A 21,354-nucleotide genomic window follows, 5' to 3' on the forward strand; every position below is an offset into this window, starting at 1 on the left:
GCCTGGGTGGTGGACGGCTATCGTTTCCTGCATGACTTCGACCGAGACCTGGCCCGGACTGCTCGAAAAGCTGCTTGGCGGTGAAGACCTCAGCGTCGCGCAGGCGACGTGGGCCATGCGCCAGGTCATGAGCGGGGACGTGAGCGAGGCGAGACTCGCAGCCTTCCTCGTCGCCCTCCGCGCCAAGGGGGAGACGGTCGAGGAGGTCGTCGGTTTCAGGGACGCCATTCTCGAGCACGCCGTGCCGCTTGACGTGCCGCCCATGGCTCTCGACATCGTAGGGACCGGCGGCGACATGGTCGGGACCGTGAACGTCTCAACGATGGCTTCCATGGTCTGCGCCGGCGCCGGAATTCCAGTCGTCAAGCACGGAGGAGGCGCATCGAGCGCGAAGTCTGGCTCGAGCGACGTGCTGTCCGCGCTCGGTGCGGTGCACACAGCGGACCCGGTCCGTGTGAGGCGCATCTTCGAGGAAGTCGGACTGACCTTCGTCTACGCGGCGCAGTTCCACCCGGGGTTCGGTCACGCGAGGAAGGTTCGTGGCGAGCTCGGAGTGCCGACGGTGTTCAACCTGCTCGGCCCACTCACCAACCCGGCACGCCCCGAGGCCTCCGCCGTCGGGGTCGCCCGTCAGGCCGCCATTCCGCTCATCACGGGAGTTTTCCGGACCAGGGGTGCGACGGCGCTCGTCTTCCGCGGTGACGACGGGCTCGATGAGCTGAGCGTCACCGGGTACAGCCATATCTGGGAGGTCTCGAACGGGGCCATCACGGAACACGACTTGCACCCGCGCGATGTGGGCCTCGGCACGTACGACATGCAGGAGCTCCTCGGTGGACTGCCTGAGGAGAACGCAGCGATCGCTCGGGACGTGCTCACTGGGAAGCGGCACGGCGCGGTCCGTGACATCGTGCTTCTCAACGCAGCCGCTGGCCTTGTTGCCTACGACCTCGCGCAGAACCCGGAGGCCGCAGAGCGTCCCCTTCGTGAGCGCCTGTCGGCGAGGATTGCGGACGCGGCCGAGAGCATCGACAGCGGCCGGGCCATCGAGACCCTCGACGCCTGGGTAGCCGCCACGCGCGCGGCCTGACAGCCAGGTTGACGGCGACGGGAGTCGGTCGCGACGGAGAAGGCGAGGCCCTCAGCAGAATTCTGCCGAGGGCCTCGTCTCCGTATGTCTGGGCTGAGCGGGCTACTTGACGTCCTCGTCGACCCAGTCGAGGGTCTTCGAGACGGCCTTCTTCCAGGTGCGGTAGAGGCGCTCACGCTCCTCCTCCGGCATCTGCGGAGTCCAGCGCTTGTCTTCCTGCCAGTTGGCAGCAACCTCGTCGAGGTCCTTCCAGAAGCCGACCGCGAGACCGGCCGCGTAGGCGGCGCCGAGGGCTGTCGTCTCCGTGACGACCGGACGCACGACATCCGTGTTCAGGATGTCGGCCTGGAACTGCATGAGGGTGTCGTTGGCGACCATGCCGCCGTCGACCTTGAGCTCGGCAAGGGGCACGCCCGAGTCGGCGTTCGATGCCTCGAGCACGTCGCGTGTCTGGTACGCGGTCGACTCGAGGGCCGCGCGCGCGATGTGGTTCTTGTTCACGAAGCGTGTGAGGCCGACGATGGCCCCACGTGCATCCGGTCGCCAGTACGGTGCGAAGAGGCCCGAGAACGCTGGCACGATGTAGGTGCCGCCGTTGTCCTCGACCTTGCTCGCGAGCTCCTCGATCTCCGGGGCGGAGTCGATGAGCCCCAGGTTGTCGCGCAGCCACTGTACGAGCGAGCCGGTGACCGCGATGGAGCCCTCGAGCGCATAGACCGGTGCAGCGTCGCCCAGCTTGTAGCAGAGCGTCGTGAGCAGCCCGTTCTCGGACTTCACGATCTTCTCGCCCGTGTTGTAGATGAGGAAGGAACCCGTGCCGTACGTGTTCTTCGCCTCGCCGGACGAGAACGCGGTCTGGCCGAAGGTCGCCGCCTGCTGGTCGCCGAGGATGCCGGAGATGGGGACCTCGCGGAGCAGCGACTGCGAGCTCGCGTGCCCGTAGACCTCGGAGGACGACTTGATCTCGGGGAGCATCGAGGCTGGGACGCCGAACGCGTCGAGGATCGACTGGTCCCAGGAGAGCGTCTTGAGGTCCATGAAGAGCGTGCGGGAGGCGTTCGTGACGTCCGTCACGTGCACGCCGCCGTCGACGCCACCCGTCAGGTTCCACAGGACCCAGCTGTCCGTCGTACCGAAGATGAGGTCTCCGGCCTCCGCGCGCTCGCGCGCTCCGTCGACGTTCTCGAGGATCCAGACGATCTTCGTGCCGGAGAAGTAGGTGGCGAGCGGAAGCCCGACGGTGTCCTTGAAGCGTTCGACGCCGCCGTCGGCGGCGAGTCGATCAACGATCGCCTGGGTGCGGGTGTCCTGCCAGACGATGGCGTTGTAGACGGGCTCACCCGTGGTCTTGTCCCAGACGACCGCGGTCTCGCGCTGGTTGGTGATGCCGATGGTGGCGATGTCGTGCCTGGTGATGTTCGCCTTCGAGAGCGCCTGGCCGATGACCTCGCGCGTGTTGTTCCAGATCTCCTTCGGGTCGTGCTCGACCCAACCAGCCTGCGGGAAGATCTGCTCGTGCTCGAGCTGACCCGTTGACACGATCGACCCGGAGTGGTCGAAGACGATGGCTCGCGATGAGGTCGTGCCCTGGTCGATGGCGATGACGTACTTGCTCACGGAATGACTCCCTTGTCAGAGATGATGATGTGCCAGTGGGTGGTGCTGCGATGCGGGCCTGGCGCGAGCATCGCGGGTGGTGGCATGCAGACAGTTTCGGGGCCGGAACTGTGAAGAGTCCGGCCCTGAAAGCGTCACGATGTGCTCGCGAGTGCTAGGCGGTGACGCCCGGCAGGATCGCGGTGCCGACGAGGCCCGCGAGGATGCCGCCGATGATCGGACCGACGATCGGAACCCACGAGTAGCCCCAGTCGCTGCCGCCCTTGCCCTTGATGGGGAGGAAGGCGTGCGCCAGGCGCGGCCCGAGGTCGCGCGCAGGGTTGATGGCGTAGCCGGTCGGGCCACCGAGGCTGGCGCCGATGGCAACCACGACGATCGCGACGGCGAGCGGTGCGAGGTTTCCGAGGCTCGTGGAGTCCGGAGCCGTGGAACCGAGGTCGCTTCCCAGGATTCCGGGGAAGTTCGAGAACGCGATGACTGCGAGGACGAGGATGAAGGTCGCGATGATCTCGGTGACCGTGTTCCAGCCGAGGCTGCGCTTCGCGGGGCCAGTCGCGAAGACAGCGAGCTTCGATGCGGGGTCCGGCTCGTCGTCGAAGTGCAGCTTGTAGGCGAGCCACGTCACGACGGCACCGAGGATGGCACCGATGAGCTGGGCGAGGATGCGGAGTCCGATCTCGGCGCCGTCGATCGGCTCGCCGTTGACGAGGTTGTTGGCCGCGAGGCCCAGCGTCACTGCTGGGTTGAGGTGGCCGCCTGATGCGGCTGCCGAGAGCACGCCGATGAAGACGGCGAAGCCCCAGCCGAAGTTGATGAGAAGCCAGCCGCCGCCGTTGCCCTTGGTGCCTTTCAGGACGACGTTGGCGACTACACCGCAACCGAGGAGGATGAGCACTGCGGTGCCCACCAGCTCGGCCAAGAAGATCGATCCAAGATCCACGGGATTGCCTTTCTGCGAAGTTCGAAACGGGCGAGCCCGTGCCGCGATTGAGCGGTTCTTCACCCTAGACACAGGGAGCACTAACACGCGCGTGTTAAGTGGGTATTTCCCCGAATTGTGACAAGGCCACGGCACTAGGCTGTGCGTGGTTGCAATGTTGTCGCCAAAATCTCGTCGAGAGGATGACCGTGAAGAAGCTGATCAACGATCCGAAGGACGTTGTCAAAGAAGCACTTGAGGGCATGGCCCTGGCCCACGCGGATATTCTCCGGGTAGCTCCGGATCCCGCTTTTCTCGTGCGAAATGACGCGCCGGTCGAAGGCAAGGTCGGAATCGTCTCCGGCGGTGGCTCAGGACATGAGCCGATGCACGGGGGACTGGTCGGCTTCGGAATGCTGGACGCTGCTGTGCCCGGCCCGGTGTTCACCTCGCCGACGCCCGACCCCATCCTGGAGGCGACGAAGGCGGTCGACGCTGGTCGTGGGGTTCTCCACATCGTCAAGAACTACACGGGCGACGTACTGAACTTCGAGACCGCCTCAGACCTCGCGCTCGCCGAGGACATCGAGGTGCGCACCGTGCTCGTCGACGACGACGTCGCGGTCAAGGACTCCCTGTACACGGCCGGACGCCGAGGCGTTGCTGGCACAGTCCTGGTGGAGAAGATCGCGGGCGCCTCAGCAGAGCGGGGGGACGACCTCGACACCGTGGCTGGCCTCGCTGAGAGGGTCAACGCCAACACACGATCGATGGGGGTTGCGCTGTCGGCCTGCACGGTCCCGCACGCTGGGGAGCCGAGCTTCGACTTGGCAGAAGATGAGATCGAGATTGGGATCGGTATTCACGGAGAGCCGGGCCGGGCTCGAATCGGGATCGAGCCAGCTGACGCGATTGTGGACCGTCTCCTTGCGCCGATTCTCGAAGACCTCCCTGTCTCATCCGGTGACAGTGTTCTCCTCCTTGTCAATGGAATGGGAGGCACGCCAGAAATCGAGCTTTACATCGTCTTCCGGCGAGCCGCTGAGGTCCTCAAGGAACACGGAATCACTGTGAAGAGGCACCTCGTCGGAAACTTCACGACATCCCTCGAGATGCAGGGGTGCTCGATCACCGTTCTGAAACTCGACGACGAGCTCACGCAGTTGTGGGATGCGCCGGTGCACACTGCTGCGCTTCGGTGGGGAAGGTAGAACATGGTGCTCGACGGAAACTGGGCCCGCAGGTGGGTGGAGCTTGCTGCCGCCTCCATGGCGGAGAACCGCACCGAACTCATCCATCTCGATCGCAACATCGGCGATGGCGACCACGGCGAGAACATGGATCGTGGCTTCCAGGCCGCGCTCGGCAAGCTGACGACGCTCGACGCCGAGGCGACACCGGCAGACGTACTGAAGCTGCTGGCGACAACCCTCATCTCGACCGTCGGCGGAGCGGCCGGCCCCCTCTACGGATCTGCCTTCCTCAAGGGAGCCGTCGCGCTCAAGGGGAAGCCTGAACTGGCGCCTGAGGACGTGGCGACGTTCGTCGAAGCGGCCTCCGCCGGGCTCCAGCAGCGCGGCAAGGCCCAGCCGGGGGACAAGACGATGGTCGACGCGTGGGCTCCCGCCGCTGCCGCAGCGGGCAAGGCCGCGGAAGCTGGTGAAGATGCGGTGGCGGTGCTTCGTGCCGCCGCGTTTGCCGCCGTCGAAGGAGCTGCCGCAACGGAACCCCTCGTGGCCAGGAAGGGGAGGGCGAGCTACCTGGGTGAACGCAGCGCTGGCCACCGCGACCCCGGTGCGCAGTCGACGGCCTACCTGCTTGGCGCCGCCGTCGAGGCGGCCTCGTGACGGTCGGCATTGTTGTCGTCTCGCACTCCTCGCGAATCGCTGAGGGACTCGTGGAGCTGGCGGCACAGATGGCCGAGGACGTGACGATCGTCCCCGCGGGCGGCACCGACGACGGTCGCATCGGCACGAGTTTCGAACTCATCGAGGCTGCCATCGAAAAGGCGCAGTCAGGTGCGGGAGTCGCCGTGTTTGCGGATCTCGGGTCGGCCGTGCTGACCGCAGAGACGGTGCTCGAGATGCTTGACGACGAAGCGGGAGAGGTGCGCCTTGTGGATGCGCCGCTTGTCGAGGGGACCGTCGCAGCGGCGGTCGCCGCCGCCGGTGGTGCGTCACTCGAGGAGGTCGCCGCCGCAGGCCGGTCCGCGTGGGAACGCGGCGAGGATGAGCTTGCCGAGTCGGCGCCGACGGTCGCCGAGGCGGCTGAGGTGGCCGGTCCGGAGGCAAGCACGACGGTCGAGATCATCAACGAGCAGGGGCTTCACGCAAGGCCTGCTGCGCAATTGGTGTCAGCTGCTGGCCGGTTCGAGGCGCAGATCACGATCGGCGGGGCGGACGCGAAGAGCCTCCTGCGCATCATCTCCCTCGGAGCATCCAAGGGGCAGGAGATCGAGGTCGCTGCGACCGGGACCGATGCCGACGAGGCCGTGCGCGAACTGTCCGCGCTCATCAGCTCCGGCTTCGGGGAGGCCTGAACCGAGTTCATCCGCAGAGTCCGGCGCCGTCGCGAGGGGAGAAGTTCCCGAGCGGCGGCGCCGTTGCTATCGGTAGACTCAGAGGCCAGGCGGCGGCAGACTCCGCCGCACGCAGCGCCACCAGGGAGCTCTCACAGACATGACCGTCTTCATCATCATCGGAGCGATCGGCCTCGGGCTCCTGGTCTTCTCTCTCTTCTTCGGTGAGATCCTCGACGTGGATGCGGGCGGGCTGCTCTCGGTTCCGGGCCTCGCCGTTGCGCTCGTGGTGTTCGGCGCATCCGGTGCCATCACGGACAGCATGGGGCTCCCGCAGTTCTGGGCCTACATCGTGGCGATCGTCATCGGCCTCATCGCGTACGTCGGGGCCGCCCTCCTCGTCCGAAACCTCTCGCGAAGCAGCGACGGCGTTCCCCGTGACGTCACTGGCGACACAGGGACGGCCATGTCTCGCATCACGAACTCGAGCGGCGAAGTAGCCCTCGACGGGTCGCACGAGATCGAGCGCCGACTCGCATTCGCCGACGGAGAGATCGAGCAGGGCGCGCGCATCCGCGTCGTGCAGCACCTCGGATCACGCGTCAAAGTCGAGCGCGAATCGAACTGACCGCCTGCAACAGGCTGAGGATTCAGCTCGGCGGGTGCGACCAGACCACAGCATGAACATCCACGACCTCCAGGACAGGAAATAGCCCATATGGACTTGATAGCTGCCAACGTCTCCGTGATCGGGGTCATCGCGATCATCATCGCGCTGCTCGCGCTCGGCGTCTTCATCGCGTCACGCATCCGACGCGTCCCTCCGAATGAGGCGCTCATCATCGTCGGTCGTGGCGCGGGCCAGAAGGCCCAGAGCGACATGACCGGGCAACGCGTCGTCATCGGCGGCCGCACGTTCGTCTGGCCGATTCTGCAGCAGGGCTTCGCGCTCTCGCTCGAGCAGCGCCAGATCGGCATCCAGGTTGAGGGTGTCGACAAGAACCGCATCAAGATTGCCATCAAGGCGTCCATCAACTTCAAGGTGTCCGGCACTGAGGAGGGGGTGCGGCGCGCTGCCCAGCGCTTCCTCGACCAGCAGGAGGCGCTCACCGACATCATCCGCGAGTCGCTCGAAGGCTCGCTTCGTTCGATCGTCGGCGACATGACGATCGAGCAGATCATTTCGGACCGCAAGAGCCTCTCCGACCGTGTGGTCTCCGAGACAAAGGCCGACCTCATCGAGCAGGGTCTGCAGGTCGACCTCCTCAACATCTCTGACATCTCAACGCCCGGCAGCGACTACCTGCAGAACCTCGGGCGTTCCGAGTCGGCCCGTGCCCGCCAGGTCGCTGAGGTCAGTGAGGCCGAGGCCGCCCGCGTTTCCGAGTTCGCCAAGATTGAGGCATCCGAGCGCATCGCAGAGCGTGAGAAGGAACTCCGCCTGCGCCAGGCGTCCATCAAGGCCGAGACCGACCGCGCAAACGCCGAGGCTGAGGCCGCTGGACAGTTCGCCCGCGCCGAGCAGGATCGTCTCGTTGCACAGCAGGAGCGCGAGGCGCTCATCGAGCAGGCGCTCGTGACGCAGGAGCGACTCGACATCGAGATCCGCAAGCCTGCTGAGGCAGACGCCTACGCGAAGGTCCAGCAGGCAAACGCTATCCGCGACACGGAGAACGCGGCCACCGACGCCGAGGTCTACAAGCGCACCCGCACGGCAGAGGCGAACAAGGTCGCGGCCGTGCAGGACGCCGAGGCTGCGGCCGCCGCCGTTCGCTACTCCGGAGAGGCCGACCGTGACCGCCAGATCGCGCTCGCCGCCGGTATCCGTGCCGAGGGTGACGCCCGTGCTGCCGCGATTCAGGCCGAGGGTCTCGCAGAGGCCGCCGCGACCGACGCCAAGGCGCAGGCGCTGCAGAAGTACGGCGAAGCGGCTATCGCGCAGGAGATCATCTCGCGCTTGCCAGAGATCGTCCGTGCGGCGGCCGACCCGATCAGCAACATCGAGAAGCTCACCGTCATCTCGACGGATGGCGCGAGCGCCGTCACGAAGACGGTCGGTTCCGTGCTCGGCGAGGGCACCGAGGTGTTGAAGACGCTCACGGGTATAGACCTTCAGCAGCTTGTCGGCTCCTTCTCCAAGCAGGGCGGCCTCAACATGACGGGCACTCCGGGCGACGCCACTCCTGGAGTCTGACCGCGAGTCGAATCCGCGCGCACCGCATCCTGAGACGGGGCGGCCCCATCGGGGTCGCCCCGTCTCGTCGTCTCCGGCGGCTACACTGACCGGCGTGAGCGCCGCCCGTGAAGATGATTCCCCGTCGATTTCCCTCGCAGCGTTCCGACCGGACCAGCGCGAGGTGCTTGGTCGACTCGTCCCGACGCTGCTGGTGGTTGGCCTCGTCGCGTTCTTCGGCTTCGCGCTCCTCACCGAAGCCGGCCGAGTGCAGCTCGACGACCGCGGGTTCCTCCAGATGCTTCTCGGCTGGATCGCGATGCTCGTGCTGTGCATCCTCGGGGCCGTCGCGGCGCTCGCCGCGGAACGTGGCGTGTCGACAGGTCTTCGCCTCTACACGCGCAGGCGGATTCTGCCGCTCGCGCTCGGGCACTCCATCCTCGCCGCGGCTGGTGCCACGTTCTGCAGCTTCTGGATCTCCGGGGGAGCCTACGACCTGCTCACGGTCTTGACCTGCACCTTCGTGCTCACGCTGCTGTTCACGGCGTCGGTGCTGGTGCCCGCGTACCTGACGGGGTTCGCGCGCGCCGAGGCCGAACGCGGCTAGAGCAGTACCTGCGGGGAGATCTCAACGGTCTGCTCTGGCGGAAGCCCGAACTGCGCGGCCGGAGACGAGGCCCCGCGCGACATGAGCACAAACAACTTGGCTCGCCACGTCGCCATTCCGCTTGCGTGACCCGGTCGGAGGGCTATCCGGGAGAGGAAGAAGATGGCGCTCTCGTTGTCGAACTGCGAAACCGTGCCCGCGAGCCGCGCATCCCGGAGCGAGAGCGGCACATCCCGCCGGTCGAGGAAGCCGTAGGTCAACGTGATGTGGACGAGCCCCTCGGGGGCTGGTCCGATGTCGTCGATCCCGCACCGCTTGCGTTCGGGGATGTGCGGCACGTCGGCCGTCGCGACACGCACCAGCAGTACGTGCTCGTGCAGTGCGTGGTTGACCCTCGTGTTGAGGCGAAGCGCCAGAGGCGCAGTGCGTGCGCCCCCGTGCGGGTAGACGGCCCAGCCCGGAACGCGCGTCGGCTCGTCCGACAGGAGTCGCTTCATGAGTTCCTGCAGCGTCCCCTCAAGCCGCTCGCGCCTGCCCGTGACGATCTCGCGCCCACGTCGCCACGTGAGCATCGTGAGGATGAGGGCCGCCGCGAGAACAAGGGGCAGCCAGCCGCCCGCGAAGAACTTTACGAGACCGGAGACGAAGAAGGCGAGTTCGAGCAGGACAATCGGAACGGTCACGAGGAGGACTCGGTACCAGGGCCACTCCCACACGATGCGCAGGTACACGATGAAGAGCGACGACGTGAGGAGGAACGTTGTCGTCACCGCGAGGCCGTAGGCCGCGGCGAGGTTCTCCGAGTTCCGGAATCCGAGGACCACACCGATGATCAAGACCAGGAGGAGCGTCGAGACGACGGGGATGTAGATCTGGCCGATGGCGGCGCGGGAGGTGTGCTTGACGCTGAGGTTGGGGAGGAAGCCGAGCCGCATGGCCTGCCTCGCGACCGAGAAGGTGCCTGAGATGACCGATTGTGAGGCGATAACGGTGGCGAGTGTTGCGAGGACGATGAGGGGCAGCACCGCCCAGGTCGGTGCCATCCGGAAGAAGGGGTTGTCGATGGCCGACGGATCCTCGATGACAAGCGCCCCTTGCCCCAGGTAGCAGATCGTCAGTGCTGGGAAGACGACGAACAGCCAGGCTTTCGAGATGGGGGAGCGGCCGAAGTGGCCGAGGTCGGCATAGAGGGCTTCCGCACCGGTCACGGCAAGCACCACTGCACCGAGGGCAACTCCCGCGATGAGCGGCTCGCCGATGATGAAGCCGATCGCGTGGTGCGGGGAGAACGCGGCGAGTATCTCGGGATGCGCGAGGATGTGAGGCACGCCGAGGAGGGCGAGGGTGACGAACCAGATCAGCATGATCGGGCCGAAGAGGCGGCCGATGCCGGCCGTGCCGAAGCGCTGAAGGGCAAACAGCCCAACAAGCACGGCGAGAGCGATCGGCACAACAAGCGCCTCGGTGCCAGGTAGTGCGATCTCGAGTCCCTCGACCGCGGAGAGCACGGAGACGGCTGGCGTGATGACGCTGTCTCCGAAGAACAGGGCCGCGCCGATGATGCCGACGAGCGTCGTGGCCGCCATGGCCCGCCTCGATCCGCGGAGGCGGCGCCCGATGAGCGTGGAGAGCGCCAGGATGCCACCCTCACCCTCGTGGTCGGCGCGCAGCACAAACAGCACGTACTTGACGGTCACGAGCAGGGTGACTGCCCAGATGATGAGCGAGATCAGCCCGTAGACGTGCGAGGTGCTCGGCTGAACGATGCCGTCGTGCTCGGAGAACACGGCCCGCAGCGCGTAGAGGGGGCTCGTGCCGATGTCGCCGAAGACGATGCCGATGGCGGCGACGCCGACGGCTGTCCGGGCCAGGAGGGTGCCGCTCGTTCGGGTGTGGGAGGCGGCGGCAACCTCGGGTCGCGCGGTGCGCAGATCGTGCATGCGACCAATGTAGACCCGGTTCTCGACCGTCCCGCGCCGCTACTAGAATTCGTGGGTTCGGCATCGAGCAGTATCGAGGGGGTTCCGGTGACCAGCAGTTCAGTCCAGACCGAAGCGCAGCATCCGCAGGGCGAGGGGGCAGGGCACGCCGGGCTGCGCCGTGGGCTGAAGGCGCGGCATCTGCAGCTGCTTGCCATCGGCGGCGCGATCGGCACCGGCCTCTTCCTCGGGTCAGGCACGACGATCAGCCTGGCTGGGCCGTCGATCATCTTCGTGTACGCGATTGTCGGGTTGGCGCTGTTCTTCGTCATGCGCGCGCTGGGGGAGTTGCTGCTCTCGAACCTCGGCCACAAGACGTTCGGCGACGTCGCGGCCGACCTGATCGGCCCGTGGGCTGGCTACGTGGTCGCCTGGACGTACTGGCTGGCCTGGGTCATCACGGTCATCGCCGACATCGTCGCCATCACCGGCTACGTCGCGTTCTTCAACGACGAGATCCCCGCCTGGGCGCCGGCGATCGCCACGGCGATCGGCCTGCTGCTGCTCAACTTGCAACCGGTCAAGGCCTTCGGCGAGACGGAGTTCTGGTTCGCCATCATCAAGGTCGTCGCGATCCTCGCGCTCATCGCCGTTGGCATCGTCCTGCTCGTGACCGGCTTCACGAGTGCGGATGGCGTGACGGCGTCGGTTTCGCACCTCTGGGATCACGGCGGAATGTTCCCGTTCGGGATCAGCGGGTTCATCTTGGGCTTCCAGATGGGCGTGTTCGCGTTCGTGGGCATCGAGCTCGTCGGTACTGCGTCGGCGGAGGCGGAGGACCCGGAGAAGAACCTGCCGAAGGCCATCAACTCCGTAGTTGTGCGCATTCTTGTCTTCTACGTCGGCGCGCTGGTCATCATCATGTCGGTCACGCCGTGGGACCAGATCCAGCCTGGCGTGAGCCCCTTCACGTCAATGTTCGAGCTCATCGGCTTCCCTGCCGCGGCGATCGTCGTGAACCTGGTCGTGCTCACCTCGGCTGCGTCGAGCGCAAACTCCGGCTTCTACTCGTCGACGCGGATGCTCTACGGCCTCGCGAAGGACGGTCAGGCGACGAGGCGGTTCGGCCTTCTGAACTCGCGCGGCGTCCCGACTCAGGGCGTGTTCTTCACGACCGCGTTCCTCTTCGCCGCGTTGCCGGTGCTCGCTCTCGGCGACAACGTGATGGCGGCCTTCACGGTGGTGACCTCCGTGAGCTCGCTCAACTTCATCGCGACTTGGACGATCATCCTCGTCAGCTACATCATGTTCAGGAAGAAGCGTCCGGAGCTCCACGAGGCTTCGAAGTTCAAGATGCCCGGCGGGCGTTTCATGCCGTGGGTGATTCTGGCGTTCTTCGCCTTCATCCTCTACGCGCTCTTCATGGGGGAGGACACCAGAGCTGGCCTCATCGTTCTGCCGTTCTGGTTCATCGGCCTCGGACTCATGTGGCGCTTCGTCATCAGCAAACGCGTTGCGCGCCGCGAGGCGGAGGAGCTCGACGAGCTCGTGGAGCGCGTAGAGCATTCCTAGAGCTCAGGCGGGGTTTTGGATTAGGCGTGGGCGAAATGTAACGCAGACTCCTCCTGGTCCAAGACTTGGGTGACTCGCCCCGGTGTGTCCGGAGACAGGATTCCTTGGAAGGATCTGTCTTATGGGACGTCCCAGTAAGTATCCGCGCGAGCTTCGTGAGCGCGCTGTCCGTATGGTCGTCGAGGTGCGGGCCGATTATCCGAGCGAGTATCAGGCGATGACCGCGGTCGCGCAGATGCTCGGCATCGGGTCGCCGGAAACGATTCGCACCTGGATCCGTCGGGAGCAGGTCGACGCGGGAGACCGGCCCGGTGTGACGACTGACGCGGCGGTGGAGATCAAGCGCCTGAAGCGGGAGAACGCCGAGCTGCGGCGGGCGAACGAGATCTTGAAGGCGGCTTCAGCTTTCTTCGCGGCCGAACTCGACCGGCCACACAAGCGATAGTCGCCTTCATCGACGAACACAAGGACCGCACCGAGGGCGGGCTCCGATGGGGTGTCGAGTCGATCTCGCTGTGCTCACCCAGCACGGCGTGAAGATCGCCCCATCGACCTACTACGACGCCCGCGGGCGCGGACCGTCATCCCAGGCCGTGTCGGATGAGCGGTGGAAGCCGATCATCCTGGCGGCGTGGCAGGCGCACCGCAAGGTGCTCGGGGCCCGAAAGCTCTGGTTGCGGCTCCGCCGTGACGGTCACGACATCGCGCGCTGCACGGTCGAGCGCCTCATGCGTGAGCTTGGGATCGCCGGCGTGCTCCGCGGGAAGCGGAAGCGTCCCGTCGACACGGATCCGCGCGAGACCCGCCCCGCGGACCTCGTCGACCGACACTTCGCCCGGTTCCGCACGAACCAGCTCTGGGTCGCGGACTTCACATACGTGTGGACGTGGTCTGGATCGGTCTACGTCGCGTTCGTCTTCGACGCGCACTCCCGCCGCATCATCGGCTGGCGCGCCGCGACGAGCATGACCACACCGCTCGTGCTCGACTGCCTCGACATGGCTCTCTTCACCCGCCGCCGCGAAGGCATCACCGGGTTCGCGGGGCTCACGCATCACACCGACGCGGGCAGCGACTACACGTCAATCGCCTTCACCGACCGGCTCGTCGACGAAGGCATCGACCCGTCCGTCGGATCCGTCGGCGACGCCTACGACAACTCTCTCGCGGAATCGCAGATCGGGCTCTACAAGTCCGAACTCATCCACCACCAAGGTCCCTGGCGTGACGTCGATCAGGTCGAGGCGGCGACCGCATCCTGGGTGCTCTGGTTCACCACCGAACGCACCCACGGCTCCATCGACGACCTCACACCCCTCGAGGTCGAGCAACTCGACTACGCTCGCAACGAACCGGTTGAAAGAGCCGGCTGACACCAGCAAACAGCTCTCCGGACATGCCGGGGCGAGTCAGGGTGCGAACTCATGGCCGGATTCGTGCGACAGCCTCAGGCCGCAGAGGTTTTCGAGGGTGGTGGTGCCGTCGTGTTCCCAGGCGTGGGTGTGGTCGAGGTCGCATGTGGCGGCGGGTTGTCGGCAGCCGGGCCAGCGGCAGTGGATGTCGCGGGCGGTCAGGTAGGCGCGCATGGCTGCGGTGGGTCGGTAGGTGTCGACGGCTTCGACGGTGCCGGTGATGGGGTGGGTGAGGATTCGCACGAAGGAGGTTGCGGTGCCGGCGAGGCGGATCGCGTCCTCGAGCGGGATCGGGATCATGCCATCGAGCAGTGCCGGTGCTGGGGTGAGGCGGGTTGCGCCACCAACACGGCTCGCCGAAGCAGACGACCCGGCCCCGCTGCCGCCGAGTTTGGTGAGAGCGGTGAGGATCGGGATCGTGAACTGCACGCTCGCTTGGATACCGGCCGCCGCGGCGCAGGACATCGGGTCGGAGGTGAGGAGCATGTCCGCGAACAGGTCAGCCTTGACCTCGTCCATGGTGCGCTCATCCGGCGCGTCTGCCTCTGCCTCTGCCTCTGCATCGGCAACGTCATCCGCACCTGGCCCGCACGGACGGCTCGTCGCGCTCGTTCCGGTGGGCTTCGCGTTCGCGGGTTTCGGGCGCGCCGTGACGAGCGCTTTCCCCTGCTTCCGTAACCGATCCGCGATCGCTTTCCCCTCGATCAGTGGCAGCCGAGCGCGCAACAAGCACATGCCATTCTCGGTGGCCGTCACCGACACGTACCTCGTCTTTCGGGCACGCTCGTGTCGCTCCGACACGGACTCCTCGGTCAGTGACTCCGCGACCCGGGCCGCGGCCATGCGCAGCGCTTTCGGCGGCAACACTCGTGAATCGAGCTCGGCGAGCATGACCCGCACGAACTCGCCCCGCCGCGCGGACTGCTCCACCGCATCCACGTGTCACACCGACAAGCCAGCCCCCGTGAGGACCCGCAGCTGCTCCTCGCTGAGCTTCCCCTCGCCAAGCGCATCGACGAGGCCGGGGAACTCGCGCACCGCGATCCCCGCGTCCGACAACGCGCCCTCCGCCGCCGACTGCCCGATCTGCTCGATCAACGCGACCTCCGCCGCGACCGACTGCACATGCATGGCGTGGTCGGTGGTGCCCTCCAACGCATCCAGCACCGACGCCATCTCAGCCAACTTCGCCCGCACCCGCACCTGATCGGCCGCGACCGCAGCCGCCATCACCGCAAGATGCGCATCCCAATCCAACAGGAACTCTCGCCACACCACGACCGACGCCGGGTCGTGAGGATCAAGCCCCAAAACCTTCAGCGGTTCACCATCGTCGTCGAAGTCGTTCATGACCACAGCTTGGACCGGACCACCGACAATCCACGTCCACGTCGCAGCAAGCCAAGAAAAACCCAGATGCGCAGGCGCGTCCTCTCCGCAGCGCTAGTCGGTCAGTGACTGGCCCCTCGCCCCGACGATCGAGCGAAGCATCGCGCGCAGGATCCCGAAGAACCCGAGCAAGCCGATGACAGCGCCGAGCAGGTTGAACAGCTGCAGGCCAGGGGCGAGTGTCGGCCCGCCGCCTGCGACAACCAGGACGATCGCGAGGATGACCGCGGTCAGTGCGACGGCCGTATCGATGCCCCGGCTCACGAGTCCTCCCAACCAGCTGCGGTCCTGGCGATCGGAGAAGGGGCTGACCCGAACGCTGAGCTCTCCGTCTTCGAGCTTGGAGACGATCGTGTCGATGCGGTTGGGCATGCGGGCCGCGTACGCGGCGGCGACGGCGGCCTTCGCCTGCGCGGTGCCCACAACCCGCTTGAGCGCGAGCAGCTGTTTGAGGAGCTTCGGCACGAACGGAAGCGCGCGCTGCACGAAGTCGAAGTCTGGCTCGATGACGCGCAGGCAGCCCTCGAGCGTCGCGAAGCTGCGGAATGCTGATGCGAGCGTCGAGGGGAGCGCTAGGTGGTGCTTGCGGATGACGTCGAGCATCATCGTGAAGATCGATCCCTCGCCGCGCGGCCAGTGCTGCACGGAGGTCAGGGCGATCCCGATGTCGTGACGGAACGCATCGACGTCGAGGTCCTCTGGGGCGTCGACGATGAGCAGCAACGCATCTGCGGCGGAAACGTCATCGTCGCTCGCTGCCGAGAGCAGGAACGCCGCGAGGTGCTCACGCTGGCTCCGTTGCACGATCCCGATCGCCCCGAAGTCGATCAGCCCGAGTGTCCCGTCGTCCCGAATGAACACATTCCCAGGGTGGAGGTCGGCGTGGAAGACCCCGTACACGAGGATCTGCTCGATCACGGTTTCCATGAGCGTTTGGGAGAGCTGGTGCCTCGCCTCTGCGCCCAGCGTCTCGAGGCGGTCACCCGCGGAGCTCAGCGGGGTGCCGTCCATCACATCCATCGTGAGGACCCGGCGGGTGCTGGCGTCGGAGTAGACGGCCGGGATCGCGATCTCCTGGAGCTCGGGGGAGCCTGCGTGGATGTCGCGCATCGTGCTCTCGATCATGTGCACGTTCCGGGCCTCGACCCGGTAGTCGAGCTCCTCCTCGAGCGTGGTCGTGAAGCCGGCGGCCATGGCGGAGAGGCGCATCTCCCTGCCGAGCGCTGTGTGGGTCTCGGCACGGTCCGCGAGGCGTCCGATGATGTCGACGTCAGCTTCGACCTGGGCGCGGGCATCCGGTCGTTGCACCTTCACGACCACCGGTGTTCCGTCGACAAGGCGCGCCCGGTGCACCTGCGCGACGGACGCGGCCGCCAGGGGAGTGGAGTCGATCTCGCCGAAGATCGTGTCGAGTGGCACGCCAAGCTCGCTCTTCAGCACCGCCTCGATCTCAGGCCACGGCACCGTCGTGGCATTTGACTGCAGTTGCGCGAGCGCTGAAAGGTAGGGCTCTGGGACGAGATCGCGCCTCGTCGAGAGCACCTGGCCGAGCTTCACGAAGGTGACGCCCGCGTGGTTGATGGTGGTGACAAGAGCATCCGCTCGCTGCTGCGAGGTCGTGCGTCCCTCGGTCGTGGGGGTGCGACGCCCGTGCAGGAGCCAGCCGGCGCCGTCGCGGGAGGCGATCGTGAGGATCTGCAAGTAGCGCTTGGTGCGGCTGCGTCGCCGAATCGCTGAGCGAACCAACTCGATGGGATTCGGGAAGGCCCTCGTTGGGATCGTGGCCTCCAGCGCGACCAGGACAAGCACGCCGAGGGCGAAGATCCAGGAGACGGCGAGGAGCACGACGACGACGACCACCGTGTAGTTGGTCTCGCCGTTCTCGAGCCTGTCGACGCCGGTCTCTCGAATGATCCAGTTGCCAAACGGGATCGAGGAGACGACCACAAGCGCCCCGACGATGATGGCCCGGATGTAGCCGATCGGGACTCCGAGCACTCGACGGGCCACGAGGCCGACCAAGATCGCGGCGAGGATGGCGACGGCGATCAGCAGGGCATTGGCGAACACTGCGCTCCTCAAGGGGTGGGGGACTCGCCCCAGGCTAGCGGCAACGCCGTCGGTCAATCCATCCTCCGCGGACATCGCACCGCGCCCCCGGTTGCGAGGGTGCGGCGCCGGCGTGCGTCAGCGCTTCAGGTAGGGCAGGTGCGGTGCCGCACCTTCGGCGAACTGGCGCAGGATGCGCCGCTGCGTCTCCGCGGGGTAGTCGAAGGGGAGCGCGATGACAAGCTCGTCTGCGGCGTGGATGCCGGCGTCGTCGACAAGCGCTTGGGCGATCTCCTCACCTGTTCCATGCGCCACCCGTCCGAACTGGAAGGGCAGCGGGCCGCCGCCGACGTTCGCGGCCCGCTCAGCGTCTCTCTCGAGCAGCCACTCGAGCTCGGCGCGCTCGGATGGCGTGTCGAAGGGCACGATGGCTCGGCTGACTGAGGCGAACGAGGTGCCGGCGCTCGCCTTGGCGTGCTCGTCGCGGTAGGAGCGGATGTACCCTGCCTGGGTCTCCTCGAAGCCGAGCTCGCCGATCTCCGTGTTCAGTGTCGACAGCTGGAGTCGCAGCCCGCGCTTGCCGGTTTTCGTCGCGCTGGTTCCACCGCCTGCCCCGTACGCGACGCGGTCCCTGAGCCCCGGGCTGTGTGGCTGCACCGTCAGCTCGGCGCCCGCCTGCGCGAAGGAGAGATCGGTCTCGGCCGTCGCGATCGTCCGGCCCTCGACTGCTGCGAGGAAGGTGTCGAGCCGCGCGTCGACCAGGGCGCGCACGTCGTCGCCCTCGATCTTGCCGAAGGCCTGCGCGAACGTCGACTCCGTCGCCGCGTACCCGGAGCTGAGGCCGAGCTCGAGCCGACCCCCGGTCAGCAGGTCGAGGGTCGCGGCGTCTTCTGCCAGTCGAACGGGCTGCTCGAAGCGCAGGGGAGTGACGCTTGTGCCGACCCGGATTCGCTGCGCCCGTTGCGCTGCCGCAGCGAGGAATGTGAAGGGAGAGGACAGGTAGGTCTCGAGGTGGCGGTGACGCACGTAGCCCGTGTCATAGCCGAGGTCCTCCGCGTACTCGAAGAGCTCGAGCCCTTCCTGGAGCCCGAGAGAGTGGTCCGAGGAGACTCTCGTGTGCTCGACAAACGCGAGGAAGGAAAGGCGCTTCGGGGCGCTGGAAACTGGCTGCGTGACGGAATCGCTCATGATGCCCTCAGCATCCCGCCGCCGCAGCATTCCACCTGTCGCCCTCGTCACGCGGCGTAAGCGCCGGTAAGACGACGAAAGGGATGCTCCGGGCGATGCTCGGCAGTGAGGATATCAAAGATCTAAAGGCACTTTGGGGCTCTGTGCTACGCACTCCGTTCGACGGGGAGCCAGAGCTCGCACGTCGACGTGCTGAAGTCGGGGGAGCGGTCGAGGACTGCGACTATCGACGGGCCGACTCGCAGGCGCCATGGGTTCGATGGGAACCAGTCAGTCGCCGTCGCAGCCCAGAGCCCCTGCAGTGCATCGGGGTAGTTCCCGGCGACCGTAAAGATCGCCCAGGTGCCCGCCTCGACCTTGATGGTGTCGAGATCCTCGGGAAGCTCGGCGTTCTGGCCGACGGCCACGCCATGGAGATACGTGAGGGGAGTGCCCTCTGCGTAATCCGGGTCGACGTCCACGCTCACCTGGAGTAGGCCGTTCGGTTCGCCGGTACTCAGCTGCTTGAGTCTCGTGTGTTCCGCTGCCGGCAGGGCCGCGATATGGGCCTGGATGTGCGGGTTCGCGCCCACGTGGATGAGCGGGACGCGGGCCGTATGCCCGATGAGTGCGAAGTCAGGGCGTTCGACGATGCGAGTGTCCATGGGGGAGTTCCCTTCGACGGTCAGGCGGAACCTGAGGTGCGGTTGTGAGCGGAGGGGGCCACCTGAGCGGCGGACCTCGCCGGGACTCGAGCCATGCACGGCGCGAAACGCCCGGCCGAACGCCTCGGTCGAGCCGTAGCCGAACCGCGTCGCGACGTCGAGCAACTCGTCAGCGCCAAGCACATCCGCGGCAGCGACCGTCATGCGGCGCCGTCTGATGTCGTCACTCAGTGGCATGCCCGCCAGTGACGAGAACATCCGGCGCGCGTGGTACTCGGTGGTGCCGAGTGAGCTGGCGAGCTCGCCGATGTCGATGCTGTCGCCAAGATGCGCGTCGATGTGCTCGACGATGCGGTTGAGAATCGAGATCACGGTTCGTCCTTCGCGAACGATCCTTGCAGGAGCGGCACGTGCGCACCCGATCATCGTGGTCAGATCCGATCATCGCGCGCTGGCGCGGCGAATCGACCGGAGTTCCACCGGGAGGAGCGGGCAATCACCTCGTAATGTCATAATGTGCATTATCGGATGTAGTGGAACCGGGCTCGGCGTGCGCAAGTTTGGTGCTCGTCATCAAGTAGGCTGTGAGTGCACGGTGAGTACCTTGCCGTGGCAGACTTCGTGGCTCGTGCCACCTTGTCGTTGTTGTATCACTGAGAGATCCTGGGAGCCGACACTCGTGAGCGTTCTGATTGCCATCGGTTGCATCATCATCTTCGGCGCCGGCATCTGGTGCTACGGCCTGGCCTTCCAGGTGGACGGCGACACGCTTCGCCTTCTGGTGTTCCTGGCTGGCATCCTGCTGAACTCGCTCGCGCTGTTCATCCCGTGGCAGCTCGTGGGCCAGAGCCGCAAGTAGCGACCAAAGCTCCACGCGCGGTGTTCACCCCCAGCATCGACATCAGCGTTCGCATCAAAGCTCCTGCTGAGCTCATCTGGCAGGCCCTCGTCGATGAGGATCTCCGTGAGCTTTGGTGGGCCGACTCCGAGTTCAAGATCAAGCGCGGCGCCAAGATCACGGCCCGCTCGCTGCGTCCCGGTAAGAAGAAACCCCGTATCACCTCGGGAAACATTACCAAGATCGACGCCCCAGAGGAACTCCACTTCACGTGGAAGACGAAGGCGGGCGACTTCGAGACCAACGTAGTGCTCGTCGTCGTCCAGCAGAAAGACAAGAAAAGCAAGGTCCGAGTGCTCGAGCAGGGGTTCCCCCGCGGCGACTACGCGGAGATCCACGTCGCGAAGTATCGCGACGGCTGGCGTGAGCACCTCCTCCAGCTCCAGGAGCTGTTCGAGGATGGCCCGGGTCGCAAGCTCGCGACCAACTCGCTTAAGCACTCCTGACGCCGCTCCCCCGCGACGCGTACTTACGACGATGCCCGGACCTCGCGGTCCGGGCATCGTCGTTGCTGCGCCTCAGGGGCTGCGATGCGGCGAGTCGAGTCGCTACTCGCTGATGAAGCCTGAGGTGTCGCCGATAAGTCGGAGGTTGTCCGTCGGGACTGGCTCGACGACGGCCTTCGTCACCTCTGCGGCGAACTCCGGCACGTTGTAGAGCTTCCCTGCCTCTTCGCGGCGGGCGGCGATCGCGCCGGGGTTGAGTCGATCCAGCAGAGTCGCCGTGATGGTTCCCTCGATCATGTCTCCGGAGACGACAACGAACTCGACGCCGCGTTCGCTCAGCTCTGGAACGAGCGCGAGCAGGGCGTCTTCGCCGGCCCGCTTTGAGCTGGCGACGGCCTCGTACTCCGGCATCGTTGGCGTGGTGCGGATGAAGTGCGCCTGGTGGCTCGTGACGAACACCACTCGGCCGCCGTCCCGCATCAGCTCGAGGGCGCCCTTGAGCGTCTCGACCTGCGCGTCACGGTTGAGCTTGAGGGCGTAGTCCTCGCCGAGGCCCGACTCCATGCCGCCGGATGCGTTGAGAACAAGCACGTCGAGGCCGCCGTATTCGCGGTCGATGGTCGCGAAGAGCTCCTGACGGCTCGCCTCGTCGGTGAGGTCGGCGCCGACTGCGATCGCCGTGCCGCCATCGGCTGCGATCGCGTCGACCAGCTTGATGGCGCGTGCCTCCTTGTTGCGGTAGTTCACGACGACCTTCGCGCCGGCCTGCGCAAGGAACTTGACGGTGTCCGCGCCGATGCCGCGGGAGGAACCCGTGACAAGCGCGCGCTTGCCTTCGAGTGCTCCGGCGGCCAGCGGGTTGAGAATCTGTTCAGCCATGCCTCCGATTCTATTGGGCGCGAGGTGGTGCAGG

At 66.3% G+C, this 21,354-nt stretch carries 19 protein-coding genes and 1 pseudogene; 11 read left to right on the forward strand and 9 right to left on the reverse strand.

All coding sequences use genetic code 11. From position 1 onward, the window contains the following. The first annotated feature begins 31 nt into the window (after positions 1-31). Entirely contained in the window at positions 32-1,090 is a 1,059-nt protein-coding gene (trpD, locus tag FHX72_RS02660; RefSeq protein WP_068476336.1) for an anthranilate phosphoribosyltransferase, read from the forward strand. 102 nt (positions 1,091-1,192) lie between these two features. On the opposite strand, the gene glpK is transcribed toward trpD, so the two are convergent. Both glpK and FHX72_RS02670 read right to left on the reverse strand, forming a co-directional pair. Next, positions 1,193-2,707, reverse strand: a complete 1,515-nt coding sequence (gene glpK, locus FHX72_RS02665; RefSeq protein WP_068476334.1) for a glycerol kinase GlpK — start codon at positions 2,705-2,707, stop codon at positions 1,193-1,195. A 154-nt stretch (positions 2,708-2,861) separates the two neighbouring features. Further along, the gene (locus tag FHX72_RS02670; RefSeq protein ID WP_183622887.1) at positions 2,862-3,647 is read right to left on the reverse strand and encodes an aquaporin; all 786 of its coding nucleotides are present in this window, start codon (positions 3,645-3,647) and stop codon (positions 2,862-2,864) included. 188 nt (positions 3,648-3,835) lie between these two features. On the opposite strand from FHX72_RS02670, the gene dhaK reads away from it, so the two are divergent. The 6 genes from dhaK to FHX72_RS02700 all read left to right on the forward strand — a co-directional run bounded on the left by dhaK (position 3,836) and on the right by FHX72_RS02700 (position 8,924). Continuing rightward, positions 3,836-4,837 carry a dihydroxyacetone kinase subunit DhaK gene (gene dhaK / locus FHX72_RS02675; RefSeq protein ID WP_183622889.1) on the forward strand — a complete coding sequence of 334 codons (1,002 nt, stop codon included), beginning with the start codon at positions 3,836-3,838 and terminating at the stop codon, positions 4,835-4,837. A 3-nt stretch (positions 4,838-4,840) separates the two neighbouring features. Next, entirely contained in the window at positions 4,841-5,473 is a 633-nt protein-coding gene (dhaL, locus tag FHX72_RS02680) for a dihydroxyacetone kinase subunit DhaL (RefSeq protein ID WP_068476330.1), read from the forward strand. Continuing rightward, positions 5,470-6,165, forward strand: coding sequence for a dihydroxyacetone kinase phosphoryl donor subunit DhaM (dhaM, locus tag FHX72_RS02685; RefSeq protein WP_068476328.1), 696 nt, complete (start codon positions 5,470-5,472; stop codon positions 6,163-6,165). The genes dhaL and dhaM overlap by 4 nt, the downstream gene beginning before the upstream one ends. A 139-nt stretch (positions 6,166-6,304) precedes the next feature. Next, the gene (locus FHX72_RS02690) at positions 6,305-6,772 is read left to right on the forward strand and encodes an NfeD family protein (RefSeq protein WP_068476327.1); all 468 of its coding nucleotides are present in this window, start codon (positions 6,305-6,307) and stop codon (positions 6,770-6,772) included. 90 nt (positions 6,773-6,862) lie between these two features. After that, positions 6,863-8,338 (forward strand): flotillin family protein, encoded by a 1,476-nt coding sequence (locus FHX72_RS02695; protein WP_183622891.1) that lies wholly within the window; start codon positions 6,863-6,865, stop codon positions 8,336-8,338. 94 nt (positions 8,339-8,432) lie between these two features. Continuing rightward, positions 8,433-8,924 (forward strand): hypothetical protein, encoded by a 492-nt coding sequence (locus FHX72_RS02700; RefSeq protein ID WP_183622893.1) that lies wholly within the window; start codon positions 8,433-8,435, stop codon positions 8,922-8,924. Here the strand turns inward: FHX72_RS02700 and FHX72_RS02705 are convergent. Further along, complete coding sequence (locus tag FHX72_RS02705) at positions 8,921-10,864, reverse strand: potassium transporter Kup (RefSeq protein WP_082774965.1); 1,944 nt, start codon at positions 10,862-10,864, stop codon at positions 8,921-8,923. The genes FHX72_RS02700 and FHX72_RS02705 overlap by 4 nt on opposite strands. Before the next feature lie 87 nt (positions 10,865-10,951). Here FHX72_RS02705 and FHX72_RS02710 point away from each other — a divergent pair, with 87 nt between their 5' ends. Together FHX72_RS02710 and FHX72_RS02715 are read left to right on the forward strand one after the other, a co-directional pair. Beyond that, entirely contained in the window at positions 10,952-12,415 is a 1,464-nt protein-coding gene (locus FHX72_RS02710) for an amino acid permease (RefSeq protein ID WP_183622895.1), read from the forward strand. Between the two features lie 121 nt (positions 12,416-12,536). Further along, positions 12,537-13,788, forward strand: a pseudogene (locus tag FHX72_RS02715) (IS3 family transposase). Positions 13,789-13,824: 36 nt separating this feature from the next. Here FHX72_RS02715 and FHX72_RS02720 read toward each other — a convergent pair. The 5 genes from FHX72_RS02720 to FHX72_RS02740 form a co-directional block, all read right to left on the reverse strand. Then, positions 13,825-14,766 carry a DUF222 domain-containing protein gene (locus FHX72_RS02720; RefSeq protein ID WP_183622897.1) on the reverse strand — a complete coding sequence of 314 codons (942 nt, stop codon included), beginning with the start codon at positions 14,764-14,766 and terminating at the stop codon, positions 13,825-13,827. A gap of 3 nt (positions 14,767-14,769) precedes the next feature. Continuing rightward, positions 14,770-15,177, reverse strand: a complete 408-nt coding sequence (locus tag FHX72_RS02725) for a hypothetical protein (protein ID WP_183622899.1) — start codon at positions 15,175-15,177, stop codon at positions 14,770-14,772. Between the two features lie 93 nt (positions 15,178-15,270). Then, positions 15,271-17,286 (reverse strand): AarF/UbiB family protein, encoded by a 2,016-nt coding sequence (locus tag FHX72_RS02730; RefSeq protein WP_183622901.1) that lies wholly within the window; start codon positions 17,284-17,286, stop codon positions 15,271-15,273. A 117-nt stretch (positions 17,287-17,403) separates the two neighbouring features. After that, positions 17,404-18,453, reverse strand: a complete 1,050-nt coding sequence (locus tag FHX72_RS02735; protein ID WP_183622903.1) for an LLM class flavin-dependent oxidoreductase — start codon at positions 18,451-18,453, stop codon at positions 17,404-17,406. A 146-nt stretch (positions 18,454-18,599) separates the two neighbouring features. After that, positions 18,600-19,469 (reverse strand): GyrI-like domain-containing protein, encoded by an 870-nt coding sequence (locus FHX72_RS02740; RefSeq protein WP_183622904.1) that lies wholly within the window; start codon positions 19,467-19,469, stop codon positions 18,600-18,602. 307 nt (positions 19,470-19,776) lie between these two features. On the opposite strand from FHX72_RS02740, the gene FHX72_RS02745 reads away from it, so the two are divergent. Together FHX72_RS02745 and FHX72_RS02750 are read left to right on the forward strand one after the other, a co-directional pair. Next, positions 19,777-19,956 (forward strand): hypothetical protein, encoded by a 180-nt coding sequence (locus tag FHX72_RS02745; RefSeq protein ID WP_068479684.1) that lies wholly within the window; start codon positions 19,777-19,779, stop codon positions 19,954-19,956. A 20-nt stretch (positions 19,957-19,976) separates the two neighbouring features. Then, a complete protein-coding gene (locus FHX72_RS02750; RefSeq protein WP_068479686.1) occupies positions 19,977-20,441 on the forward strand; it encodes an SRPBCC family protein in 465 nt (154 codons plus the stop codon). A 102-nt stretch (positions 20,442-20,543) separates the two neighbouring features. Here FHX72_RS02750 and FHX72_RS02755 read toward each other — a convergent pair whose 3' ends face one another. Further along, a complete protein-coding gene (locus FHX72_RS02755) occupies positions 20,544-21,320 on the reverse strand; it encodes an SDR family oxidoreductase (protein WP_183622906.1) in 777 nt (258 codons plus the stop codon). Positions 21,321-21,354 lie beyond the last annotated feature (34 nt).

Source organism: Pseudoclavibacter helvolus (assembly GCF_014191305.1).
Lineage (GTDB): Bacteria > Actinomycetota > Actinomycetes > Actinomycetales > Microbacteriaceae > Pseudoclavibacter > Pseudoclavibacter helvolus.

What these genes read in the sequence shown, in the direction of transcription:
- dhaL (WP_068476330.1), top strand. Translation starts at nt 4,841, where the DNA reads ATGGTGCTCGACGGAAACTGGGCCCGCAGGTGGGTGGAGCTTGCTGCC.
- FHX72_RS02725 (WP_183622899.1), bottom strand. Translation starts at nt 15,177, where the DNA reads ATGAACGACTTCGACGACGATGGTGAACCGCTGAAGGTTTTGGGGCTT.
- FHX72_RS02735 (WP_183622903.1), bottom strand. Translation starts at nt 18,453, where the DNA reads ATGAGCGATTCCGTCACGCAGCCAGTTTCCAGCGCCCCGAAGCGCCTT.
- FHX72_RS02690 (WP_068476327.1), top strand. Translation starts at nt 6,305, where the DNA reads ATGACCGTCTTCATCATCATCGGAGCGATCGGCCTCGGGCTCCTGGTC.
- trpD (WP_068476336.1), top strand. Translation starts at nt 32, where the DNA reads ATGACTTCGACCGAGACCTGGCCCGGACTGCTCGAAAAGCTGCTTGGC.
- FHX72_RS02695 (WP_183622891.1), top strand. Translation starts at nt 6,863, where the DNA reads ATGGACTTGATAGCTGCCAACGTCTCCGTGATCGGGGTCATCGCGATC.
- FHX72_RS02705 (WP_082774965.1), bottom strand. Translation starts at nt 10,864, where the DNA reads ATGCACGATCTGCGCACCGCGCGACCCGAGGTTGCCGCCGCCTCCCAC.
- FHX72_RS02755 (WP_183622906.1), bottom strand. Translation starts at nt 21,320, where the DNA reads ATGGCTGAACAGATTCTCAACCCGCTGGCCGCCGGAGCACTCGAAGGC.